Annotated in this window: 15 protein-coding genes; 6 read left to right on the forward strand and 9 right to left on the reverse strand. The window is 69.9% G+C overall.

What is annotated here, in order from left to right:
* Positions 1 to 3: 3 nt before the first annotated feature.
* A complete protein-coding gene (locus RR3_RS16520) occupies positions 4 to 2,577 on the forward strand; it encodes a non-ribosomal peptide synthetase (RefSeq protein ID WP_064066288.1) in 2,574 nt (857 codons plus the stop codon).
* A 33-nt stretch (positions 2,578 to 2,610) separates the two neighbouring features.
* On the opposite strand, the gene RR3_RS16525 is transcribed toward RR3_RS16520, so the two are convergent.
* The 3 genes from RR3_RS16525 to kstD form a co-directional block, all read right to left on the reverse strand.
* Positions 2,611 to 4,356 carry a cholesterol oxidase substrate-binding domain-containing protein gene (locus RR3_RS16525; protein ID WP_064066287.1) on the reverse strand — a complete coding sequence of 582 codons (1,746 nt, stop codon included), beginning with the start codon at positions 4,354 to 4,356 and terminating at the stop codon, positions 2,611 to 2,613.
* A gap of 119 nt (positions 4,357 to 4,475) precedes the next feature.
* Complete coding sequence (gene chsH3 / locus RR3_RS16530; protein ID WP_072786482.1) at positions 4,476 to 5,336, reverse strand: enoyl-CoA hydratase ChsH3; 861 nt, start codon at positions 5,334 to 5,336, stop codon at positions 4,476 to 4,478.
* 50 nt (positions 5,337 to 5,386) lie between these two features.
* Entirely contained in the window at positions 5,387 to 7,099 is a 1,713-nt protein-coding gene (kstD, locus tag RR3_RS16535) for a 3-oxosteroid 1-dehydrogenase (RefSeq protein ID WP_059174920.1), read from the reverse strand.
* Between the two features lie 130 nt (positions 7,100 to 7,229).
* Here kstD and RR3_RS16540 point away from each other — a divergent pair, with 130 nt between their 5' ends.
* The 3 genes from RR3_RS16540 to dmpG are packed head-to-tail and all read left to right on the forward strand — an operon-like array spanning position 7,230 to position 10,038.
* On the forward strand, positions 7,230 to 8,015 hold the full coding sequence (locus tag RR3_RS16540; RefSeq protein ID WP_026138161.1) for a 2-keto-4-pentenoate hydratase: 786 nt from the start codon (positions 7,230 to 7,232) through the stop codon (positions 8,013 to 8,015).
* Positions 8,016 to 8,044: 29 nt separating this feature from the next.
* Positions 8,045 to 8,974: an acetaldehyde dehydrogenase (acetylating) gene (locus tag RR3_RS16545; RefSeq protein ID WP_064066794.1), complete on the forward strand. Its 930-nt coding sequence runs from the start codon at positions 8,045 to 8,047 to the stop codon at positions 8,972 to 8,974.
* A gap of 5 nt (positions 8,975 to 8,979) precedes the next feature.
* Positions 8,980 to 10,038, forward strand: a complete 1,059-nt coding sequence (gene dmpG / locus RR3_RS16550; RefSeq protein ID WP_043823572.1) for a 4-hydroxy-2-oxovalerate aldolase — start codon at positions 8,980 to 8,982, stop codon at positions 10,036 to 10,038.
* 137 nt (positions 10,039 to 10,175) lie between these two features.
* On the opposite strand, the gene RR3_RS16555 is transcribed toward dmpG, so the two are convergent.
* Positions 10,176 to 10,862 carry a response regulator transcription factor gene (locus RR3_RS16555; protein ID WP_010594508.1) on the reverse strand — a complete coding sequence of 229 codons (687 nt, stop codon included), beginning with the start codon at positions 10,860 to 10,862 and terminating at the stop codon, positions 10,176 to 10,178.
* Positions 10,859 to 12,100, reverse strand: coding sequence for a sensor histidine kinase (locus tag RR3_RS16560; RefSeq protein WP_064066626.1), 1,242 nt, complete (start codon positions 12,098 to 12,100; stop codon positions 10,859 to 10,861). Before RR3_RS16560 ends, RR3_RS16555 begins: the two co-directional genes overlap by 4 nt.
* A gap of 218 nt (positions 12,101 to 12,318) precedes the next feature.
* On the opposite strand from RR3_RS16560, the gene RR3_RS16565 reads away from it, so the two are divergent.
* Positions 12,319 to 12,714, forward strand: a complete 396-nt coding sequence (locus RR3_RS16565) for a DUF6223 family protein (RefSeq protein ID WP_017680960.1) — start codon at positions 12,319 to 12,321, stop codon at positions 12,712 to 12,714.
* Between the two features lie 275 nt (positions 12,715 to 12,989).
* A complete protein-coding gene (locus RR3_RS16570) occupies positions 12,990 to 14,498 on the forward strand; it encodes a protein adenylyltransferase SelO (RefSeq protein ID WP_064066625.1) in 1,509 nt (502 codons plus the stop codon).
* 132 nt (positions 14,499 to 14,630) lie between these two features.
* Here the strand turns inward: RR3_RS16570 and RR3_RS16575 are convergent, their stop codons facing one another.
* From RR3_RS16575 to RR3_RS16590, 4 genes are all read right to left on the reverse strand, one after another.
* Positions 14,631 to 15,275, reverse strand: coding sequence for a dihydrofolate reductase family protein (locus tag RR3_RS16575; protein ID WP_010594504.1), 645 nt, complete (start codon positions 15,273 to 15,275; stop codon positions 14,631 to 14,633).
* A 693-nt stretch (positions 15,276 to 15,968) separates the two neighbouring features.
* Entirely contained in the window at positions 15,969 to 16,172 is a 204-nt protein-coding gene (locus tag RR3_RS16580) for a zinc-ribbon domain-containing protein (protein WP_010594503.1), read from the reverse strand.
* A gap of 28 nt (positions 16,173 to 16,200) precedes the next feature.
* A complete protein-coding gene (locus RR3_RS16585) occupies positions 16,201 to 16,539 on the reverse strand; it encodes a hypothetical protein (RefSeq protein ID WP_064066624.1) in 339 nt (112 codons plus the stop codon).
* Positions 16,540 to 16,541: 2 nt separating this feature from the next.
* The gene (locus RR3_RS16590) at positions 16,542 to 17,684 is read right to left on the reverse strand and encodes a 3-ketosteroid-9-alpha-monooxygenase, oxygenase component (protein WP_048773367.1); all 1,143 of its coding nucleotides are present in this window, start codon (positions 17,682 to 17,684) and stop codon (positions 16,542 to 16,544) included.
* Positions 17,685 to 17,749: the final 65 nt, after the last annotated feature.

The raw sequence follows: 17,749 nt of genomic DNA on the forward strand, positions 1-17,749 counted from the left end.
GCGGTGTCACCACGTTCCACCGAGCTCGTCGACTGTCCGACGGTTCCGTTCGTCCGACGCCTCGCCGAGCACGGCGAACGGACCGCACTCGTCTGCGACGGCGCCGAGATCACCTATCGCGACCTGGCCGAGCGGGTCGCCGGCATCGCCGACCGACTCGGCACCACCCGCCGGCTCGTGCTCGTCGTCGGAGCCAACACCGTCGACGCGATCGTCGCCTACCTGGCGGCACTGTCCGCCGGCCATCCCGTCCTGCTCGTGCCCGGCGACCGGCCCGACGCCCTCGCCGCGACGATCGAGGCGTACCGGCCCGACGTCGTCGTCGACGGCGGCCGCCTGGAGGAACTCGCCGAGGGCACCGGCCACGACCTGCACCCCGACCTGGCGCTGCTGTTGAGCACCTCCGGCTCGACCGGCTCGCCCAAGCTCGTCCGCCTGTCGCACCGCAACGTGCAGGCCAACGCCGAGGCCATCGCCGACTACCTCGACATCCGCGACACCGACCGCGCGATCACCACGCTGCCGATGCACTACTGCTACGGGCTGTCGGTGCTGCACAGCCACCTGTTGCGGGGCGCCGGCGTCGTGCTCACCGACCGGTCCGTCACCGACCCCGGATTCTGGGACCTCGTGCACCGGCACCGGATCAGTGCACTCGCCGGCGTGCCGTACACCTTCGACCTGCTCGACCGTGTCGGTTTCGCGGACATGGCCCTGCCGCACCTGCGCTACGTCACCCAGGCCGGCGGTCGCCTCGACCCCGACCGCGTCCGCCGCTACGTCGGCCTCGGCCATCGCCGCGGGTGGCGGTTCTTCGTGATGTACGGGCAGACCGAGGCCACCGCCCGCATGGCCTACCTGCCCCCGCATCTCGCCGCGGAGCACCCCGACACGATCGGCGTCCCCGTCCCCGGCGGCGCCTTCCGCATCGACCCCGTGCCCGGGGCCGGCGACGGTGCCGGCGAACTCGTCTACACCGGGCCCAACGTCATGCTCGGCTATGCCACGGACCCGTCCGATCTGGCTCTGGGGCGCACCGTCGACGAACTGCGCACCGGGGATCTCGCCGTCCGCACCGACGCCGGGCTGTACCGGATCGTCGGCCGTCGATCGCGCTTCGCGAAGCTGTTCGGTCTTCGCATCGATCTGCAACGCATCGAATCAGTCCTCACGCGCCACGAACTCGCCGCGTGCTGCGCCGGCGGCGACGACGAACTGATCGTCGCCGTCGAGTCCGCCGACGCCGCGCACGTACGGGCGGTCGCGGCGCGCGCGAGCGGACTGCCCGAGTCCGCGGTGCGGGTGTGCGTCGTGGCCGAGCTGCCCCGCACACCGAACGGCAAACCGGACTACCGCGCTGTCGCCGCTCTGGGCGCTACCCCGGTGCCGCCGCGGCCGGCCCCCGAATCCCGGGCCGCCGACCTCCGGCAACTGCGGGAGCTCTACGCGGACGTACTCAGCCGCGACGACGTCACCGACGACAGCACGTTCGTCGGCCTCGGGGGCGACTCGCTGTCGTACGTGCGCATGTCGGTGCGGCTCGAGCGGCTGCTCGGGCACCTGCCCGCGGACTGGCCGACGACGCCGCTGCGCGAGCTGAGCCCGTCGTCGCGCCGGACACCGCGAGGCTGGCGGACCGTCGAGACCAACGTGCTCATCCGTGCCGTGGCGATCGTGTTCATCGTCGGCTCGCACCTGCACCTGTTCGCCCTCGTGGGGGGAGCGCATGTGCTGCTCGCCGCCGCGGGCTACAACTACGCGCGGTTCCAGCTGCCCAAGCCTCGCGCCGAACGGCTGCGCACCACCCTGCTCAGTGTCGCGCGGGTCGCCGCACCCGCCGCCGTGTGGATCGGCGCGGTACACGTGATCACCGGCGAGTACCGCTGGTCGAGTGTGCTGCTGCTCAACGGGGTGTTCGGACCGCCCGCCTGGACGAGGGAGTGGCGGTACTGGTTCGTCGAGGCACTGGTGTACGCGCTGGTCGCGGTGGCTCTGCTGCTCGCCGTTCCGTGGTTCGACCGGCACGAGCGACGATTCCCGTTCGCGTTCCCGCTCGGACTGGTGGGCCTGGGGCTGCTGACCCGGTACGAGGTGCTCGGGCCGGACATGCCGACCAGTCAGATCCTCGCCTCGTACGTGGTGTTCTGGCTCTTTCCACTGGGCTGGGCGGCAGCCCGGGCCGACGCGGGGTGGCAACGGCTGGTGGTCTCCGCCGTGGCGATCGCGACCGTACCGGGGTTCTTCCACGCCGAACCCGAGCGCACCGCGCTCGTGATCGGTGGGCTGCTCCTGTTGATCTGGGTGCCGCGGATGTGGTGGCCGGTGCTGCTGGTGCGGCCGGCCGAGGTGCTCGCCGCGTCGTCGCTGTACATCTACCTGACCCACTTCACGGTCTATCCGCAACTGCGGGACATCGACCCGTGGCTCGCGTTCGCGGCGTCACTCGTCGTGGGTGTGGCGTACTGGCAGCTGTGGGTGCGGCTGGGACAGCTGTGGGGCCGCTTGGGCAGGGGTCCCGTCGGCGCGATGCTCGCGCGGTCCGGTGCTACTCGCGCGCGTGAGGACGCGCGCAAGTAGCACCGGGGGGTGCGGATACGGGCCGACCTCTCGTCAGGGCAGCAGCCGGTCGATGAAGCTGTTGCTGAAGATCCGGTGCGGGTCGAGGCGGTTGTACACCGCTCGCGCCGAGTCCCAGTTCTCGTCCGCGGGCACGCCCTCGCGGTAGGTGTCGGGCAGGACCTGCTCGACGATCCGCTGGTCCGTGTAGGGCAGCTCGGGACCGAACGCCCAGCCCTTGGACCATTCGGGACGGAACGTGGCGTCGCCGTTGTCGTAGTGTCCGCGCATCCACTGCTCCATCTCGCGGTAGAACGCGAACATCCCGGGTGTACCGGGCACCCCGAGCACGTTGAGCCAGATCGCGGTGTCCCATTCGGGGTGATCGGGTCGCGGGCGGGTCGCGGAGATGGTCGGCGGCCCGGCGGACGGGACCTGCACGTCGTCGGGCTGGTCGAGTCCGCAGCATCGGATCTCGACGGGGCCGTTGAGCGGGTACTGCCCCAGTGCCCGGTAGTGCTCGATGCGCTGATGGAACCACTGCGTGAAGTCGTGGATCACGTTCGCGATGTTGGCGCGGTTGGTGAGGACCGCGCCGCCGCCCTCCGTGAGCCGCAGGGTGGTGGCCTTGATGTAGAACTGCAGATCCTTCGACCAGCCCCAGATGTCGCTCGAGTTCGTGGCGGCGAGGCCCGCGACGGTGGTGTTGTAGTAGACCTGGCCGAAGGCCGGCGCGACGGCCGGATTCCCGGCGGTCATCTGCCCGAGCAGATCGGTGACCGGCTCGGGGACGTTGTCCGAGAACGGGTAGTTGTAGGGGCCGAACACCTCGCGGGACGTGGCCGGCCGTTCGGGGGCGAGGGACCACACCTTCATCCACGGCTTGTCGGTGAAGGGGTACCAGATCGCCTCCGCACGCCCGGAAGCGCGCACGAAGCTCTCGAAGGTGCGTCCGGCGGCGCCGGCGGGGGCGAAGAGTTCGCGCCAGTCGATGTCGGTGTAGCTCTGGCACCGCATCCGCGTGTTCGGCCCGGCCTGCAGGGTGACCGAGGTGACGAACGTGCGACCCAGGTGCGTGAGCAGTGCGGTGCTGTCGGCGTCCGCGCGCGTGACGGTGCGCAGCGCGTATTCGCTCCCGTTCCACGCCACCACGGTCAGTTCCGTGACGAGGTTGCTCAGCGAGCCGAACGTGTTCCCCGGCACCCGCGCTTCGCCGTCGGCGGGTAACGCGGCGCCGTGGGCGTTGACGGCCAGGGAACCGGCGACGGACAGTACGCCGGGCGCGGGAAGGTTGGCCCAGCCGAGTCCGTTCGCCTGCAGCGCCGTGGTGATCGCGTCGAGCGTCGCGCCCGCACCTGCGGTGACGGTGGCGGGTGCCGATCCGGGGTTCACCGACACTGCGTTCAGGTGCACCATCGTGTCCGCCATGATCACCTTGTCGATCGGTGCGCCGTTGACGATGGTCAGCGGCGTCCACCCGTGCATCGCGCCGCGTGGCCGGATGGTGTACCCGTGGGCGTGGGCCCAGTTCGCGAGGCGGACGACGTCCTCGGGACTGCGCGGGGCGCAGGTCCAGATGGCGTCCAGCATGATCTCCTTGGACCAGTTCTGGTAGGCCTGCTGGTACAGGGCGATGCCGTCGGGGAAGGCGGCCGGGGTGGGCAGCGTGGCGCCGGACGAGCCGGCCGGCACGGCGTGGACGGGGGTCCAGCCGCCGAGCGCGGTGGCCGCGAGGGCGCCCGCGCCGGCCGCGAGGAAACCGCGACGGGACAGGCGCAGGGGTTCGGTGCGAATCGTCATGGATGCGCTGCTTTCTCACCGCCCCGTGCCGGGACGGTGCTGGGAGAGGGCGGTGCTGGGGGAGGGCGGTGCTGGGGGAGGGCGGTGCTGGGGGAGGGCGGTGCTGGGGGAGGACGGGGTCAGGCGAGGGTGAGGACGACGTCGGTGAGGGCGGGGGCGAGGTCACGCTCGACCACCGCGGCTGTCGCGAGCACGCGGTCGCCGGTCCGCCAGGCGCGCACCCTCAGTGTCTCGCCGGGAAAGACGACGCCGGCGAATCGAGCCTTGAATCCCCGTACGGCCGCGGCATCCCCGGCGAGGGCCGCATCCGTGATCGTCTTGCAGACGATCCCGTAGGTGCACAGCCCGTGCAGGATCGGGGCGGGAAATCCGGCGGCTGTCGCGAACTCCGGATCCGAGTGCAGCGGGTTGCGGTCGCCGCACAGCCGGTACAGCAGGGCCTGCTGCGGCAGCGTCGCGACGTCCACCTCGAAATCGGGTGCCCGGCCGGGAAGTTCGACGGACTCGGACGGTCCGCGTTCGCCGCCGAAGCCGCCCTCGCCGCGGGCGAAGATGGACGAGCGGGCCGTCCACAGCGGACTACCGGCCGGATCCGTGGTCGTCGACTCCTGGACGATGACCGCGGCCTTGCCCTTGTCCCACACCTCGGCGATCCGGGTCACGGTGCGGCCCTTGCCTTCCGGCGGCAGGGGGGCGTGCACCGTCACCTCCTGGCTGCCGTGCACCACCTTCGCCAGGTCGATCTCGACACCCGGGAACGACACCTTCGGCGGCTCGGTCGCGTGGAACGTCGCCGCGACGGTGGCGAAGGTGGGCAGGACCTGCGGGTCGCCGTCGCGCAGGTAGCGGAGCTCACCGAGGTCGGTGGGGCGGGCTCCGGCGCCGAGGCCGAGGTGATAGAGCTGGACGTCGCTGCTGTTCCAGGTGAATTCCTGGACGGGCAGTTCGGCGCCGAGCGCGACGGCGGGATCGATGGGCACGAATGAGCCTTTCTGTTCGGCGGACGGAGATCGGCGCGGCCGGGTGCGGGTCAGTGCTGTTCGACGGTCTCGGAGACCGGCGGGACCGCCGGCTGCTCCGGCCGGGCGAGTGCATCGAGGACCGCGAGATAGGCGAACGTCATGGCCGGGCCGATCGTGGCGCCCGGGCCGGCGTAGGTGTGGCCCATGACGGGACCGCTGGCATTGCCGGCCGCGTAGAGGCCCTCGATCACGGTCCCGTCCTCGCGCAGGACCCGGGCGTCGGCGTCGGTGCGCAGGCCACCCTTGGTGCCTAGATCGCCGGGCACCACCTTGATCGCGTAGAAGGGGGCTTTGTCGATGACGCCGAGACTCGGGTTGGGCTTGTTGCGCGGGTCGCCGTAGTAGTGGTCGTAGCCCGATTCCCCGCGCCCGAAGTCCTCGTCCCGGCCCGCCCGGGCGAAACCGTTGAAGCGTTCCACCGTCGCGGTGAGGGCGGCGGCCGGAACCCCGATCTTCCCGGCGAGCTCGGCGATCGAGCCGGCGCGGACGACGACACCCGCCTTCAGCCAGCGCTTGGGGAAGGGGCTGCGGGGCGTGATGCCGGCGAAGGTGTAGCGGTTGCGGTAGCGCTGGTCGAGGATCATCCAGCACGGGATGTTCTCGCCGGGCCCGTCGCCCCGGCCGTGCCGACCGCCGTACATGGCGTGCACCGCTTCGACGTACGGGGCGGATTCGTTGACGAAGCGCCGGCCCGCCGCGTTGACCATCATCGAGCCCGGCAGGCTGCGCTCGGACAGGGCGAACCACGGGCCGCCGGTGAGCGGGAAGGACGGGCCCCACCAGGCGTCGTCCATGAAATCGACGGCGGCGCCGAGGGACTGGCCCGCGCGGATGCCGTCCCCGGTGTTGGCCTTCGCGCCGACGGTCCACTCGGTGCCGATCGGCGCGCGCTGGTACTGCGTGCGCATCTGCTCGTTGTGTTCGAAACCGCCGGAGGCGATCACGACGCCGCGGCGGGCCCGGACGGTGCGCTGCTGTCCGTCCGACTCGACCCGCACACCGCGCACCACCCCGTCCTCGACGACGAGGTCCGTCAAAGCGGTGTTCAGCAGCAGCGGTACTCCGGCGTCACGCAGACCCATGCGGAGTCCGGCCATGAGTGCCTGGCCGCGGACCAGCAGGTGCCTTCTGCGGGCCCGCGCCCACAGGTACCGCACGCCGACCTTCGCGGCGCGGACCGGCCCGCGGGGATTGCGCATGAGCAGGTTGAGCCACTTGTAGTCGGCCTGGGTGATGACGAAGTTGGGTGGGCCCTTGACATAGTCGGGTTCGAGCAGGGCGAGGTCGTCGCCGAGTCGCTTGCCGTCGAACGGCTTCGGTTCGACGGACCGCCCGCCGAGCCGGCCGCCGGGGGCCTCGGGGTAGTAGTCGGAGTAGCCCGGCACCCACTGCAGTTCCAGGGCGCTGTGCTCCAGGACGAAGGACAGCATCTCGGGCCCGCGGTCGATGTAGGTGTCGATCTTGTCGGCGGGCACCACGTCGCCGATGATGCTGTGCAGGTAGGTGCGGGCCGCCTCCGGGGTGTCGGTGACGCCCGCCGCCCCGAGGACCTCGTTGTTCGGAATCCACACCCCGCCGCCCGAGCGCGCACTCGAACCGCCGTAGTGCGGTGCCTTCTCGACCAGGACGACGCTCGCGCCCCGGTGCGCGGCGGTCAGCGCGGCGGTCATTCCGCCGGCGCCGCTGCCGACGACGACGATGTCGTATTCCTGCTTGATCATGTAGAACACGTTATAGAATGATGGCGCGGTGAGTCCATCCCTTCTGCCAGGAAGATCACCCGCACACCACGCGTCGAACGGAAACAGGTTGCAGAACATGCCGGTCGCCGGTGAACAGGAAGGAACCGCAATGCTGCCGACGCAACTGCGCACCCGGCTGGCGGACGAGCTCGAGGCCGCCGAGCGCGACCGTACCCCCGTCGACCCGCTCGTGGCCCGGCATCCCGACATCGACGTCGTCGACGCCTACGAGATCCAGCTGATCAACATCCGGCGTCGCCTCGCGGCCGGTGCTCGCGTGGTCGGCCACAAGGTGGGGCTGTCGTCCCTGGCCATGCAGCAGATGATGGGTGTGGACGAGCCCGACTACGGTCATCTGCTCGACGACATGCAGGTCTTCGAGGACCGGCCCGTCGACACCTCGCGGTACTGCTTCCCGCGGGTGGAGGTCGAGGTGGCCTTCGTGCTCGGCAAGGACCTGCCCGGGGCGGACTGCGCCGAGAACGACGTCCTCGATGCCACCGTCGCGTTCGCGCCGTCCATCGAACTGATCGACAGCCGGATCAAGGACTGGAAGATCGGCCTCGCGGACACCATCGCCGACAATGCCTCGTCTGCCGGCTGGGTGCTCGGCACGCAGCGGGTCGCGCCGTCCGATATCGACATCAAGGGCATCGACGCGGTGCTCACCCGCAACGGCGAGCGGATCGCCGAGGGACGCAGCGACGCGGTGCTCGGCAATCCCGTCACCGCGGTCGCGTGGCTCGCCCGCAAGGTCGACAGTTTCGGGGTGCGGCTGAAGGCGGGCGACATCGTCCTGCCCGGTTCGTGCACGCGGGCGATCGATGCGCGCCCCGGCGACGAGTTCCACGCCGAGTTCGCGGGACTGGGCTCCGTCTCGCTCACGTTCTCGTGACCACCCGGTCCCGACTACAAGGAGAAACCATGGCCAAGGCACGTGTCGCAATCGTCGGGTCGGGCAACATCAGCACCGACCTGCTCTACAAGCTGCAACGCTCGGATGTGCTCGAGCCTCGCTGGATGATCGGTATCGACCCCGCGAGCGAGGGACTCGCCCGCGCCCGCACGCTCGGCCTGGAGACGTCGGCCGAGGGGATCGACTGGTTGCTCGCGCAGCCGGAGAAGCCGGACCTGGTGTTCGAGGCGACGTCCGCATACGTGCACCGGGAGGCCGCACCGAGGTACGAGGCGGCCGGCATCCGGGCGATCGATCTCACCCCCGCGGCCGTCGGACCGGCCGTCGTGCCACCCGCGAACCTCGGTGCGCACCTGGACGTGCCCAACGTCAACATGATCACCTGCGGCGGCCAGGCCACCATCCCGATCGTGCACGCCGTCTCCCGCGTGGTGGACGTGCCCTACGCCGAGATCGTGGCGTCGGTGGCGTCGGTATCCGCCGGTCCGGGCACCCGCGCCAACATCGACGAGTTCACCAAGACCACCAGCCGGGGCATCGAGACCATCGGCGGTGCCCGCAGAGGCAAGGCGATCATCGTCCTCAATCCGGCGGACCCGCCGATGATCATGCGCGACACCATCTTCTGTGCCATCCCCGAGGGCGCCGACCGGGACGCGATCGCCGAATCCATCCACCGCGTCGTCGCCGACGTGCAGCAGTACGTGCCCGGCTACCGTCTGCTCAACGAACCGCAGTTCGACGATCCGACCGTCGTGTCCGGCGGGCACGCCACCGTCACCACCTTCGTCGAGGTCGAGGGCGCCGGCGACTTCCTGCCGCCGTACGCCGGCAACCTCGACATCATGACCGCGGCCGCCACCAAGGTGGGCGAGGAGATCGCCCGCGCACTCCTCTCGGCGGACGCCCTCCCCTCGAACACCTCCGTGAAGGCGTGAATCCGATGACCGCTACCGACCGCCGCGACGACATCTTCTTCGAACCGTCGTGGGACATCCGCGTGACCGACACGTCGCTGCGCGACGGCTCCCACCACAAGCGTCACCAGTTCGACCGGGAGGAGGTGCGTGCCGTCGTCGCCGCCCTCGACCTCTCGGGCGTCCCCGTCATCGAGGTCACCCACGGCGACGGTCTCGGGGGCTCGTCGTTCAACTACGGGTTCTCGAAGGTGCCCGAGCAGGAACTGATCAAGATCGCCGTCGACACCGCCCAGCACGCGAAGATCGCGTTCCTCATGCTCCCCGGTGTCGGCATCAAGGAGGACATCGTCGAGGCGCAGGACAACGGCGCCTCGATCTGCCGCATCGCCACGCACTGCACCGAGGCCGACGTGTCCGTCCAGCACTTCGGGCTCGCCCGCGAGCGCGGACTCGAGACCGTGGGCTTCCTGATGATGGCGCACACCGTCACCCCGGAGAAGCTCGCCGAGCAGGCCCGCATCATGGCCGACGCCGGCTGCCAGTGCGTGTACGTCGTGGACTCGGCCGGCGCGCTCGTCCTCGAACAGGTCACCGAGCGCGTCGAGGCGCTCGTCGCCGAGCTCGGCTCCGACGCACAGGTCGGATTCCACGGACATGAGAATCTCGGCCTGGGCGTGGCGAATTCGATCGCCGCGGTCCGCGCGGGTGCCAGGCAGATCGACGGGTCGGCCCGCCGGTTCGGCGCGGGTGCCGGCAACACCCCGGTCGAGGCGTTCGTCGGGGTGTGCGACAAGGTGGGGATCAAGACCGGCATCGACTTCTTCGCGATCGCCGACGCCGCGGAGGACGTCGTGCGCCCGGTGATGCCCGCCGAATGCCTCCTCGACCGTCAGGCCCTGATGATGGGCTACGCCGGGGTGTACTCGAGCTTCCTGCGCCACGCCGAGCGCCAGGCCGAGCGGTACGGGGTCTCCGCCGCGGAACTGCTGGTGCGGGCGGGCAAGCGCAAGCTCATCGGTGGCCAGGAGGACCAGTTGATCGACATCGCCCTCGAACTCCAGCGCGAGCAGCAGTCCGCCTGACCGACCGCCTGCCCGACCCCCGACCGACCCCCCGCCCGCCTGCCCGACCGAATGTCACATCGCGTCGATCCGATCGACGCGATGTGACATTCGGCCCCCCGGGGGGCGCGTCGCTGCGCTCACAGGCAGGGGATCGCTCACGGCTTCACGAGTCCTGTTCGGTAGGCGATGACGACCAGTTGCGCGCGGTCGCGAGCCCCGAGTTTCACCATGGCATGGCTGACGTGGGTACGGGCGGTGGCCGGGCTGAGGCAGAGTTCGGCGCCGATCTCCTTGTTGCTCATGCCCATACCTACGAGCGTCAGGACCTCACGTTCCCGGTCGGTGAGAACCTCGAGCCGACGATCGGCGGCCTTGTCAGCGGTGCGCTGTGCGGTGAACTGGGCGATGAGTCGGCGCGTGATGCGCGGTGCGAGCAGAGCCTCTCCGGCGGCGATCACGCGGATACCGTGCAGGAGCTCGGCGGGGCCGGCGTCCTTGAGCAGGAAGCCGCTGGCGCCGGCCTGCAAGCCTTCGAAGACGTAGGCGTCGGTGTCGTAGGTGGTCAGGATGAGGATGCGTACGTGCTGGAGCCCGGGGGTGGTGGTGATCTGCCGGGTGGCCTCGATGCCGTCCATCTTCGGCATCCGGATATCCATGAGGACGACGTCCGGGCGCACGGCGCGGGCCTGCTCCACGGCCTCGGCGCCGGTTGCGGCTTCCCCGACCACCGTGATGCCGTCCTCGACCTCGAGCAGGATCCTGAAACCGGACCGCACGAGATGCTCGTCGTCTACGAGCAGGACCTTGATGGGGGCGTCGGGGCCGGAGGCGCCCGGGTTCATGCGTTCACCGTTCCGGTCGGGGCCAAGGGCAGCCGGGCGGTGACGGCGAAGCCACCGCCCGGGAGCGGACCGGCGTCGAAGTCTCCGCCCAGGAGCTGGCAACGCTCGCGCATTCCCACGATCCCGTGTCCGCGTGTGCCCGTGCCGGCGAACCCACCGTCGGCACGGTCGGCTGCTTCCTCGGTGTCCCCACCGATGCGCGGGCCGTCGTTCGTCACGCGGACTTCCACGGCGTCGGGGCCGTAGTCGAGTACGACCGCGACCCGGGTCGGGCCGACGTGGCGAATCACATTGGTGATCGACTCCTGCAGGATCCGGTACACGGCGCTGCCGACCGCGCCGGGTACGGGCGGCGGGGGTGAGATCGTCTCCAACTCGACGTCGAGCCCGGCGTCGCGCGCCCTGGCGGTGAGTTCGCCGACCTGCGCGAGGCCCGGCGGCGGGAGGCGGTCGTCGCGGTCGTCGCGAAGGACTCCGAGGATGGCCCGCATCTCCTGCAGTGCCCGGGAACTGGTCTGCTCGATGGCCTCGAGCGTCCGGCGTGCTTGTTCGGGTCGCTTGTCCAGCACGTGCGCGGTGACCCCGGATTGCACGTTGATGACGGCGATGGCGTGCGCGACGGTGTCGTGGACCTCGCGTGCGATCCTGAGCCGTTCCTCGTCGACCCGGGCGCGTGCTTCGTCCTCACGAGAGCGTTCTGCCAGTTCGGCGCGCTCGAGCGCTTCCTCCGCGATGACTCTCCTCGAGCGGACGCTCTCCCCGAGGGCGGCACTCATGCCCGCGGCGCCGATCCGGAAGTACACCCAGCCGACCGCGGCGGGGGGCTCGATGTCGGCCGCGGCGAGCAGCCACACCGCGGACAGTGCTGCAATGCCGACCCCGGCCACCACCAGCGAGCGACGTCCGTCGCCGCGGGCGGTGAGGGTGTAGAGGGCCACGAACAGGCCCAGCCATGTGGGACCGTCCGGGAAATCGAGCGCGTAGTACACCATGCTCGCGAGCGCGGTCACGACGAACACTGCGACGGGACGGCGGCGGCGCCAGACCAGGACCGCGCCGCCGGTGACCAAGAGGAGGTAGCCGAGATTCCCGAGGCCGGACAGCGGGCGCAGCACGGCCTCCGGTTCCCCGCTGTTGCGGACGACGGTGCCCTGGACCTGCATCACCGTGATGAACACCGCCAGGAGCACATCCTGCGCCCAGGCGGGCGGGCGGAACAACGTGACGCGCTCCTGCATGGCGCGATCATATGGCTCCGGGCCGGGATGACAACTCCCCCGAACTGCGCAACCGCCTACGTCGAGGAGCGTGGTTGCGGGTGAGCGACCTACGTCGAACTCCGTATCCGCTGCCGCCCGCCGCCCGAGGACACCGCGTTGCCGAGACACGACGATCGAGTGCGTCCGCTCAGCGACGGAGGCCTCCGGTAGCCGTCGTTCGACCGAAAGGATCCGCAATGCCTGTCCTCGACTTGCTTGCCGCACCGGCGACGACACAGGTCGTCGTTCTCGCTGCCGGCTACGAACTCGGCGTCGGACGAGCCGTGCCCACAGCGGCAGCCGTACTGGGGTTGATCAGCGCCGTCGCCGGGGGGCTGGCCCTGGCCCGATCCCGCCGGCCCGGCACCGGACCAGCCCGGACGATCGTGGCCGTGGTGCTGGGGCCGCTCAGCGTGATCGCCGGTGGAGTACACGGGGTCAACGCCGCCGGGGGCCTCGGCACCGGCAACGGGCTCGCCGGCGCCGTCGTCGCCGTGGCGCTGGGACTGACCGGCACGGTCCTCGGCGGGCTCGCTCTGGCTCGCGCTCGTCGCCGCTCCGGACACGGCTCCGGTCCCGCGCCCGCGTCGTGAGCGCCCGACCGGTCCGCCGGCGCGGGGTGCTGCGCAGTGACCCGGCGTCGCCCCCAACCGGCAGCCCCCGTCTGCGTTCGCGGCGCACCCCTCTGATTGCAGGCCCGCTGCTCACGCGGTGGGCCATGCCGACCGGCGCCGCCCCCGCGGGGTGACGAGCCCTTGCAGGCGAGTGCGGTGGGGCCTCGAGGTCCGGCGACGTCGGGCACCGGGCGGCCGGGTGTGTTCCCGGTCGTGAGCGGCGGGACAGGGTTGGGTGTGGTTACCCTCGACTGATGGCTGCATTCCCGGAGTCCACGGTGAGCACGAACTCGGCTGTGGCCGGCTTCGAAAGCACTTTTGCCGACGAGCTGGGTGCTCTGGCCGTGCCGTGGCAGGGTGTTCATGTTCCCGACCCGAAGTTGCTGGTGCTCAACGAGCGGCTCGCGGTGTCGCTGGGATGGGACGTGGAGGTGCTGCGGAGCGAGGCCGGGGTCGGGGTGTTGTCCGGATCGACGGCGCCGGCCGGGGCCACGCCGGTGGCGATGGCATATGCGGGCCATCAGTTCGGTGGGTACGCGCCGCTGCTCGGGGACGGCCGGGCGTTGCTGCTCGGCGAAGTGGTGGGCAGTGACGGTCGGCGGGTGGATCTGCACCTGAAGGGCTCGGGGCCCACGCCGTTCTCTCGGGGCGGTGACGGCTACGCGGTCCTCGGCCCGATGCTGCGCGAGTACCTGGTCAGCGAGGCCATGCACGCCCTCGGTATTCCCACGACGCGCGCGCTGTCGGTGGTCGCGACGGGCCGCCGCGTACGCCGGGACGGCGCACAGCCCGGTGCGGTGCTCGCCCGGGTCGCGGCCAGTCACCTGCGGGTCGGGACCTTCGAATTCGCGGCCCGACAGGAGGGAGTCCTGCAGCGGCTGGCCGACTACGCGATCGCCCGCCACTACCCGGAGGTGGCCGAGCTGCCGGCGACGGGGGAGGGCAGTCGCTACCTGGCATTCTTCGAGGCGGTGGTCGAGGCACAGGCAGCACTGGTGGCGCAGTGGACGCTCACCGGCTTCGTGCACGGGGTGATGAACACCGACAACACGACCATTTCGGGACAGACCATCGACTACGGTCCGTGCGCCTTCCTCGATGCGTTCGCCCCCGCGGCGGTGTTCAGTTCGATCGATCACGGCGGCCGCTACGCGTTCGGCAACCAGCCGGCTGTCCTGAAATGGAATCTGGCGCGCTTCGCGGAAACACTGCTGCCGCTGATCGACACGACGCCGGAGAATGCGATCGGCGCGGTATCGGCAGTCCTCGACACCTTCGAGGAGCGGTACGAGGGTCACTACGCCGCCGGGATGGCGGCCAAACTCGGGGCGGCGGGCACACTCCTCGACCGTGCGCTCGTCGACGACCTGCTGAGGCTGATGGCCGGGCACGGCGCCGACTGGACGGGCAGCTTCCGTGCGCTCGCGGACGAACTGCGGGGACATTCGACGCCGTTGCATGCCCTGATTCCCCGCGAGCGTATGGGGCCCTGGGTGCAGCGCTGGCGCGGCGCACTGACCGCACAGGGGCGCGAGGCGGTGGCGACCGCGGACGCGATGGACCGGGTGAACCCGCTGTACATCCCGCGCAATCATCAGCTCGATGCCGCGTTGCGAGCCGCGACCGACGGAGAGTTCGCCCCGTTCGAGAAGCTGCTCGACGTCGTCACGCATCCGTTCGACCGTCGCGACGAATGGTCCGACTACACCACCCCTGCCCCGCCGTCGTTCAGCGCAACCTTCCGAACCTTCTGCGGCACCTGACGCCCGAGTGCACGCCGCCGGGCGCGACTGTGTTCGTCCCGGGGACCACGTCGTCGGTGATGCGCCGACAGGAACGACGGCGGCAGACCCGGCGGAGGCACCGCCGAGCACACGGACTCAGCTGGGGCGGGTTCAGCCGTCCCTCCCGGCGCCGCGGTCGGGGGCGCTCATGTCCCCGGTGCCGGGTATGCCGTCGGCGAGCGCGTAGCGCAGGTACACGGTGCCCGTCGGGCCGGCTACCGGCGGTGCGAGGAGAGTGAGGTTGGTGGGCACCGCGCCGGCGTCGAACACCTTCTTCCCGACGCCGAGCACGATCGGGTGCACCCACAGGTCGAGCCGGTCGAAGAGTTTCTCGCGCAGCAGGGTCTGGACCAGGTCCAGGCTCCCGACGACCTTGATGTGCTCGTGCCGGTCCCGGATCTCGCGCACCGCACCGGCCAGATCGGGGCCGAGCTGTGTGGATCCGGACCAGGAGAGGTCGGGCCGGCCGCGGGAGGCCACGTACTTCGGGACGCTGTTGAACAGTGTGGCGATGTCGTGGTCCTCGCCGCTGTGCTGGTGCGGCCAGTAGGCGGCGAAGATGTCGTAGGTCCGGCGGCCGAGCAGCAGGGCGTCGGTGCCGTCGTAGGCGGCCCCGATCTGCGCGCCGGTGACCTCGTCGAGCAGGGGCGCCTGCCATCCGCCGAACGGGAATCCTTCCGGGTCTTCGTCGGGGCCGCCGGGTGCCTGTCCGACGAGGTCGAGGGTGGTGAACAGTTCGATGTCGATCAGGCCCATGGCTCGGCTCCCGGTGAAGTGGTGTGTCTCCGTCGCAAAGGTAGACCCGTGGGAGGCGGCGGACTCATCGCTGTGACGGCATCTGACTTCATGCTCTTCGACCGACCTCGCGGTGCATCGGTCCCGGCCGGTCCTGCGGTGGCGTCCGTGCGGTTCCCGGCAGTCCGGGCTCGAGGGGCGGTGCACATCTTTCCCTCGCCTCGATCGGTCGCGCAGGTCGTACCGGAGAACGGCCGCTCGTGCGGTACCGAGTTTCGTGCGATGCGAGCGGTATTGCGGCATCCACGGAAGACGATGACGGTGTCGCGCTCGGAAATTCTGGACGATCTGGCTGATTCGTGGAAAGAGGTGCCGCAACAAGCAAGAGCATCGCCGAGGACGCTACGAGGAAACTCGACGATCACGCTCTCGGCGCGACCGAGGCCGGATTCTCGCCGTCGTCGCCGACGCGCTGGTGGCCGGTCCGGCGGTCGAGGGGGTGGAGTTGTGGAACAGTTGCACGCCCGGTAGGCGGCGTCCGTGACGGAATGTCTCACCTGCACACGAAAAGCTATGTTGCTCAACTGTTTTGTGTGGCAGCACGCAGCGTTGCAGTTGTCGGAACAGCTCCGGTGCTCGATTCCGCTCATCGATCCGGGTATCGGCTGAGTGCGCCGACGCTCCGGCGGTGACGGTCGCCCGGAATGAAGGTGCTCAGACTTCGACGGCGGTGCCGCAGATGCCACATTGCTCCAGCTGCCGGCGCTTCCATCGCGCGACCGGGACGAAGAACAACGTGAACTGGTTGAATTCGCGGATCCGTGCCCACTGTGTGGTGTTGTGGCAGTTCGGGCACGTTCGGGTCTGCCCGGAGCCGAGGTGTTGCCGCTTGGTGCTGAAGCCGAAGAGGAGGAACACGACGCCAGCATAGTGCGGCGTGGCGCTGTCAGTCCGGAATCGTGATCCGGCCGTCGAGTACGGCCTGCTCGATGCTGGCGCGCAGCTGCGGGCAGCCGTCGCGCAGGGCGCCCGGGACCTCGGAGCCCCGGAAATTCGGGCACACCGCCGCGGGGTCCTCGCGCCATTGCACGCTCGTGTGGTCGAAGCTGTTCTTGCGCACCAGGACGCAGGTGCCGCACTCGCGGCACTGCACCTCGTGCAGGCCCGAATCAAGATAGTTGATCTTGTCGATGGCGGTCTGGGCGCGGACCGCCTCGACCCGCGCGGGCTGGCCGGCGAAGTCCGGGGCCTTCGCCCAGCTGCGCGCCCGGGTCGAGGAATCCATCGTCAGACCTCCGCTTCCTGCTTGCCCTGGTCGGCCTTCTGCCGCGCGAGGTTCTCGGCGACCTCCGCCTGCCATGCCTCGTTGGCCTTGGTGGTGTCGACCTCGTACTCGAAGCGCTGCGTCATCTTCTCGGTGACGTCGGCGACGTCGACGTAGAACTGCTCGTACCAGCGTCGCAGCTGGTAGACCGGGCCGTCCTCCTCGCACAGCAACGGATTCTCGATCTTGGTCTTGTTCTTCCAGATCTCGACGTCCTGCAGGAAGCCCTCGCCGATGCCTTCGGTCAGCTTCGCGGCCAGCTTGTTCGACGCCTCCTCGGGCATGCCCGTCGGCTTCTTGACGATGATGCCGTACTGCAGCACGAACGAGTCGTGTGTGACGGGGTAGTGGCAGTTGATCAGCACCGACTCGACCTCGTAGCCGCCGTAGCTGTTGGTCAGCGGATTGATCATGTAGGACGGGCCGTAGTACGCGGCGAACGACTTCAGCAGCGACTCCATGCCGTACTGGGTGGACATGCCCTTGTCGGGACGGCCCCGGGTGTTGAGGTACTGCGCGGCGACGTGCCCCTCGAAGACGTTCTTGAAGTACGTCGGGAAGGCGTAGTGGATGTAGTAGAAGTGCGCCATGTCCACGACGTTGTCGATGATCTCCCGGCAGTTGGCGCCCTCGATGAGGATCGAGTTCCAGGTCCAGTCGGTCCATTCGTCCGACCCGTACTGCTCGATGTCCGGGATCGTGACCTCCGGCGGCGGGGTGTTGCCTTCGGGGTCGTTCCAGACGAAGAGCTGACCGTTCTTCTCCATCGCGAGCCAGGCGCGGGTGCGGGCGAGCGGTGGCACACGGCGGGCGTAGGGGATGTCGGTGCACTTGCCGTTTCCTCCCCATCTCCAGTCGTGGAAGGGGCACGCGACGGAGTCGCCCTTGACCTCGCCCTGGGACAGGTCGCCGCCCATGTGGCGGCAGTAGGCGTCGAGGATCTTCAGGTCGCCCGCGCTGTCGGCCCAGACCACGAGTTTGGTTCCGAAGGCCTCGACCGCGTGCGGCTTGCCGTCCTTGAACGTCCGGGCCAGCCCGAGGCAGTGCCACCCCCGCGCGAACCGCGTGCGGACCTCTCCGACGTCGATCTCGCGAACCTGTGCCATCGTCCCCTCACTTTCCTTCGGATGCTTGGTAGAACACGTTATAGAATTTTGGCGCGTACCGGAAG

Origin of the sequence: Rhodococcus ruber NBRC 15591 (assembly GCF_001894945.1) — a bacterium.
In the GTDB taxonomy this organism is placed as follows: Bacteria; Actinomycetota; Actinomycetes; order Mycobacteriales; family Mycobacteriaceae; genus Rhodococcus; species Rhodococcus ruber.

What these genes read in the sequence shown, in the direction of transcription:
- RR3_RS16525 (WP_064066287.1), bottom strand. Translation starts at nt 4,356, where the DNA reads ATGACGATTCGCACCGAACCCCTGCGCCTGTCCCGTCGCGGTTTCCTC.
- kstD (WP_059174920.1), bottom strand. Translation starts at nt 7,099, where the DNA reads ATGATCAAGCAGGAATACGACATCGTCGTCGTCGGCAGCGGCGCCGGC.
- RR3_RS16540 (WP_026138161.1), top strand. Translation starts at nt 7,230, where the DNA reads ATGCTGCCGACGCAACTGCGCACCCGGCTGGCGGACGAGCTCGAGGCC.
- RR3_RS16545 (WP_064066794.1), top strand. Translation starts at nt 8,045, where the DNA reads ATGGCCAAGGCACGTGTCGCAATCGTCGGGTCGGGCAACATCAGCACC.
- dmpG (WP_043823572.1), top strand. Translation starts at nt 8,980, where the DNA reads ATGACCGCTACCGACCGCCGCGACGACATCTTCTTCGAACCGTCGTGG.
- RR3_RS16555 (WP_010594508.1), bottom strand. Translation starts at nt 10,862, where the DNA reads ATGAACCCGGGCGCCTCCGGCCCCGACGCCCCCATCAAGGTCCTGCTC.
- RR3_RS16560 (WP_064066626.1), bottom strand. Translation starts at nt 12,100, where the DNA reads ATGCAGGAGCGCGTCACGTTGTTCCGCCCGCCCGCCTGGGCGCAGGAT.
- RR3_RS16565 (WP_017680960.1), top strand. Translation starts at nt 12,319, where the DNA reads ATGCCTGTCCTCGACTTGCTTGCCGCACCGGCGACGACACAGGTCGTC.
- RR3_RS16570 (WP_064066625.1), top strand. Translation starts at nt 12,990, where the DNA reads ATGGCTGCATTCCCGGAGTCCACGGTGAGCACGAACTCGGCTGTGGCC.
- RR3_RS16575 (WP_010594504.1), bottom strand. Translation starts at nt 15,275, where the DNA reads ATGGGCCTGATCGACATCGAACTGTTCACCACCCTCGACCTCGTCGGA.
- RR3_RS16585 (WP_064066624.1), bottom strand. Translation starts at nt 16,539, where the DNA reads ATGGATTCCTCGACCCGGGCGCGCAGCTGGGCGAAGGCCCCGGACTTC.
- RR3_RS16590 (WP_048773367.1), bottom strand. Translation starts at nt 17,684, where the DNA reads ATGGCACAGGTTCGCGAGATCGACGTCGGAGAGGTCCGCACGCGGTTC.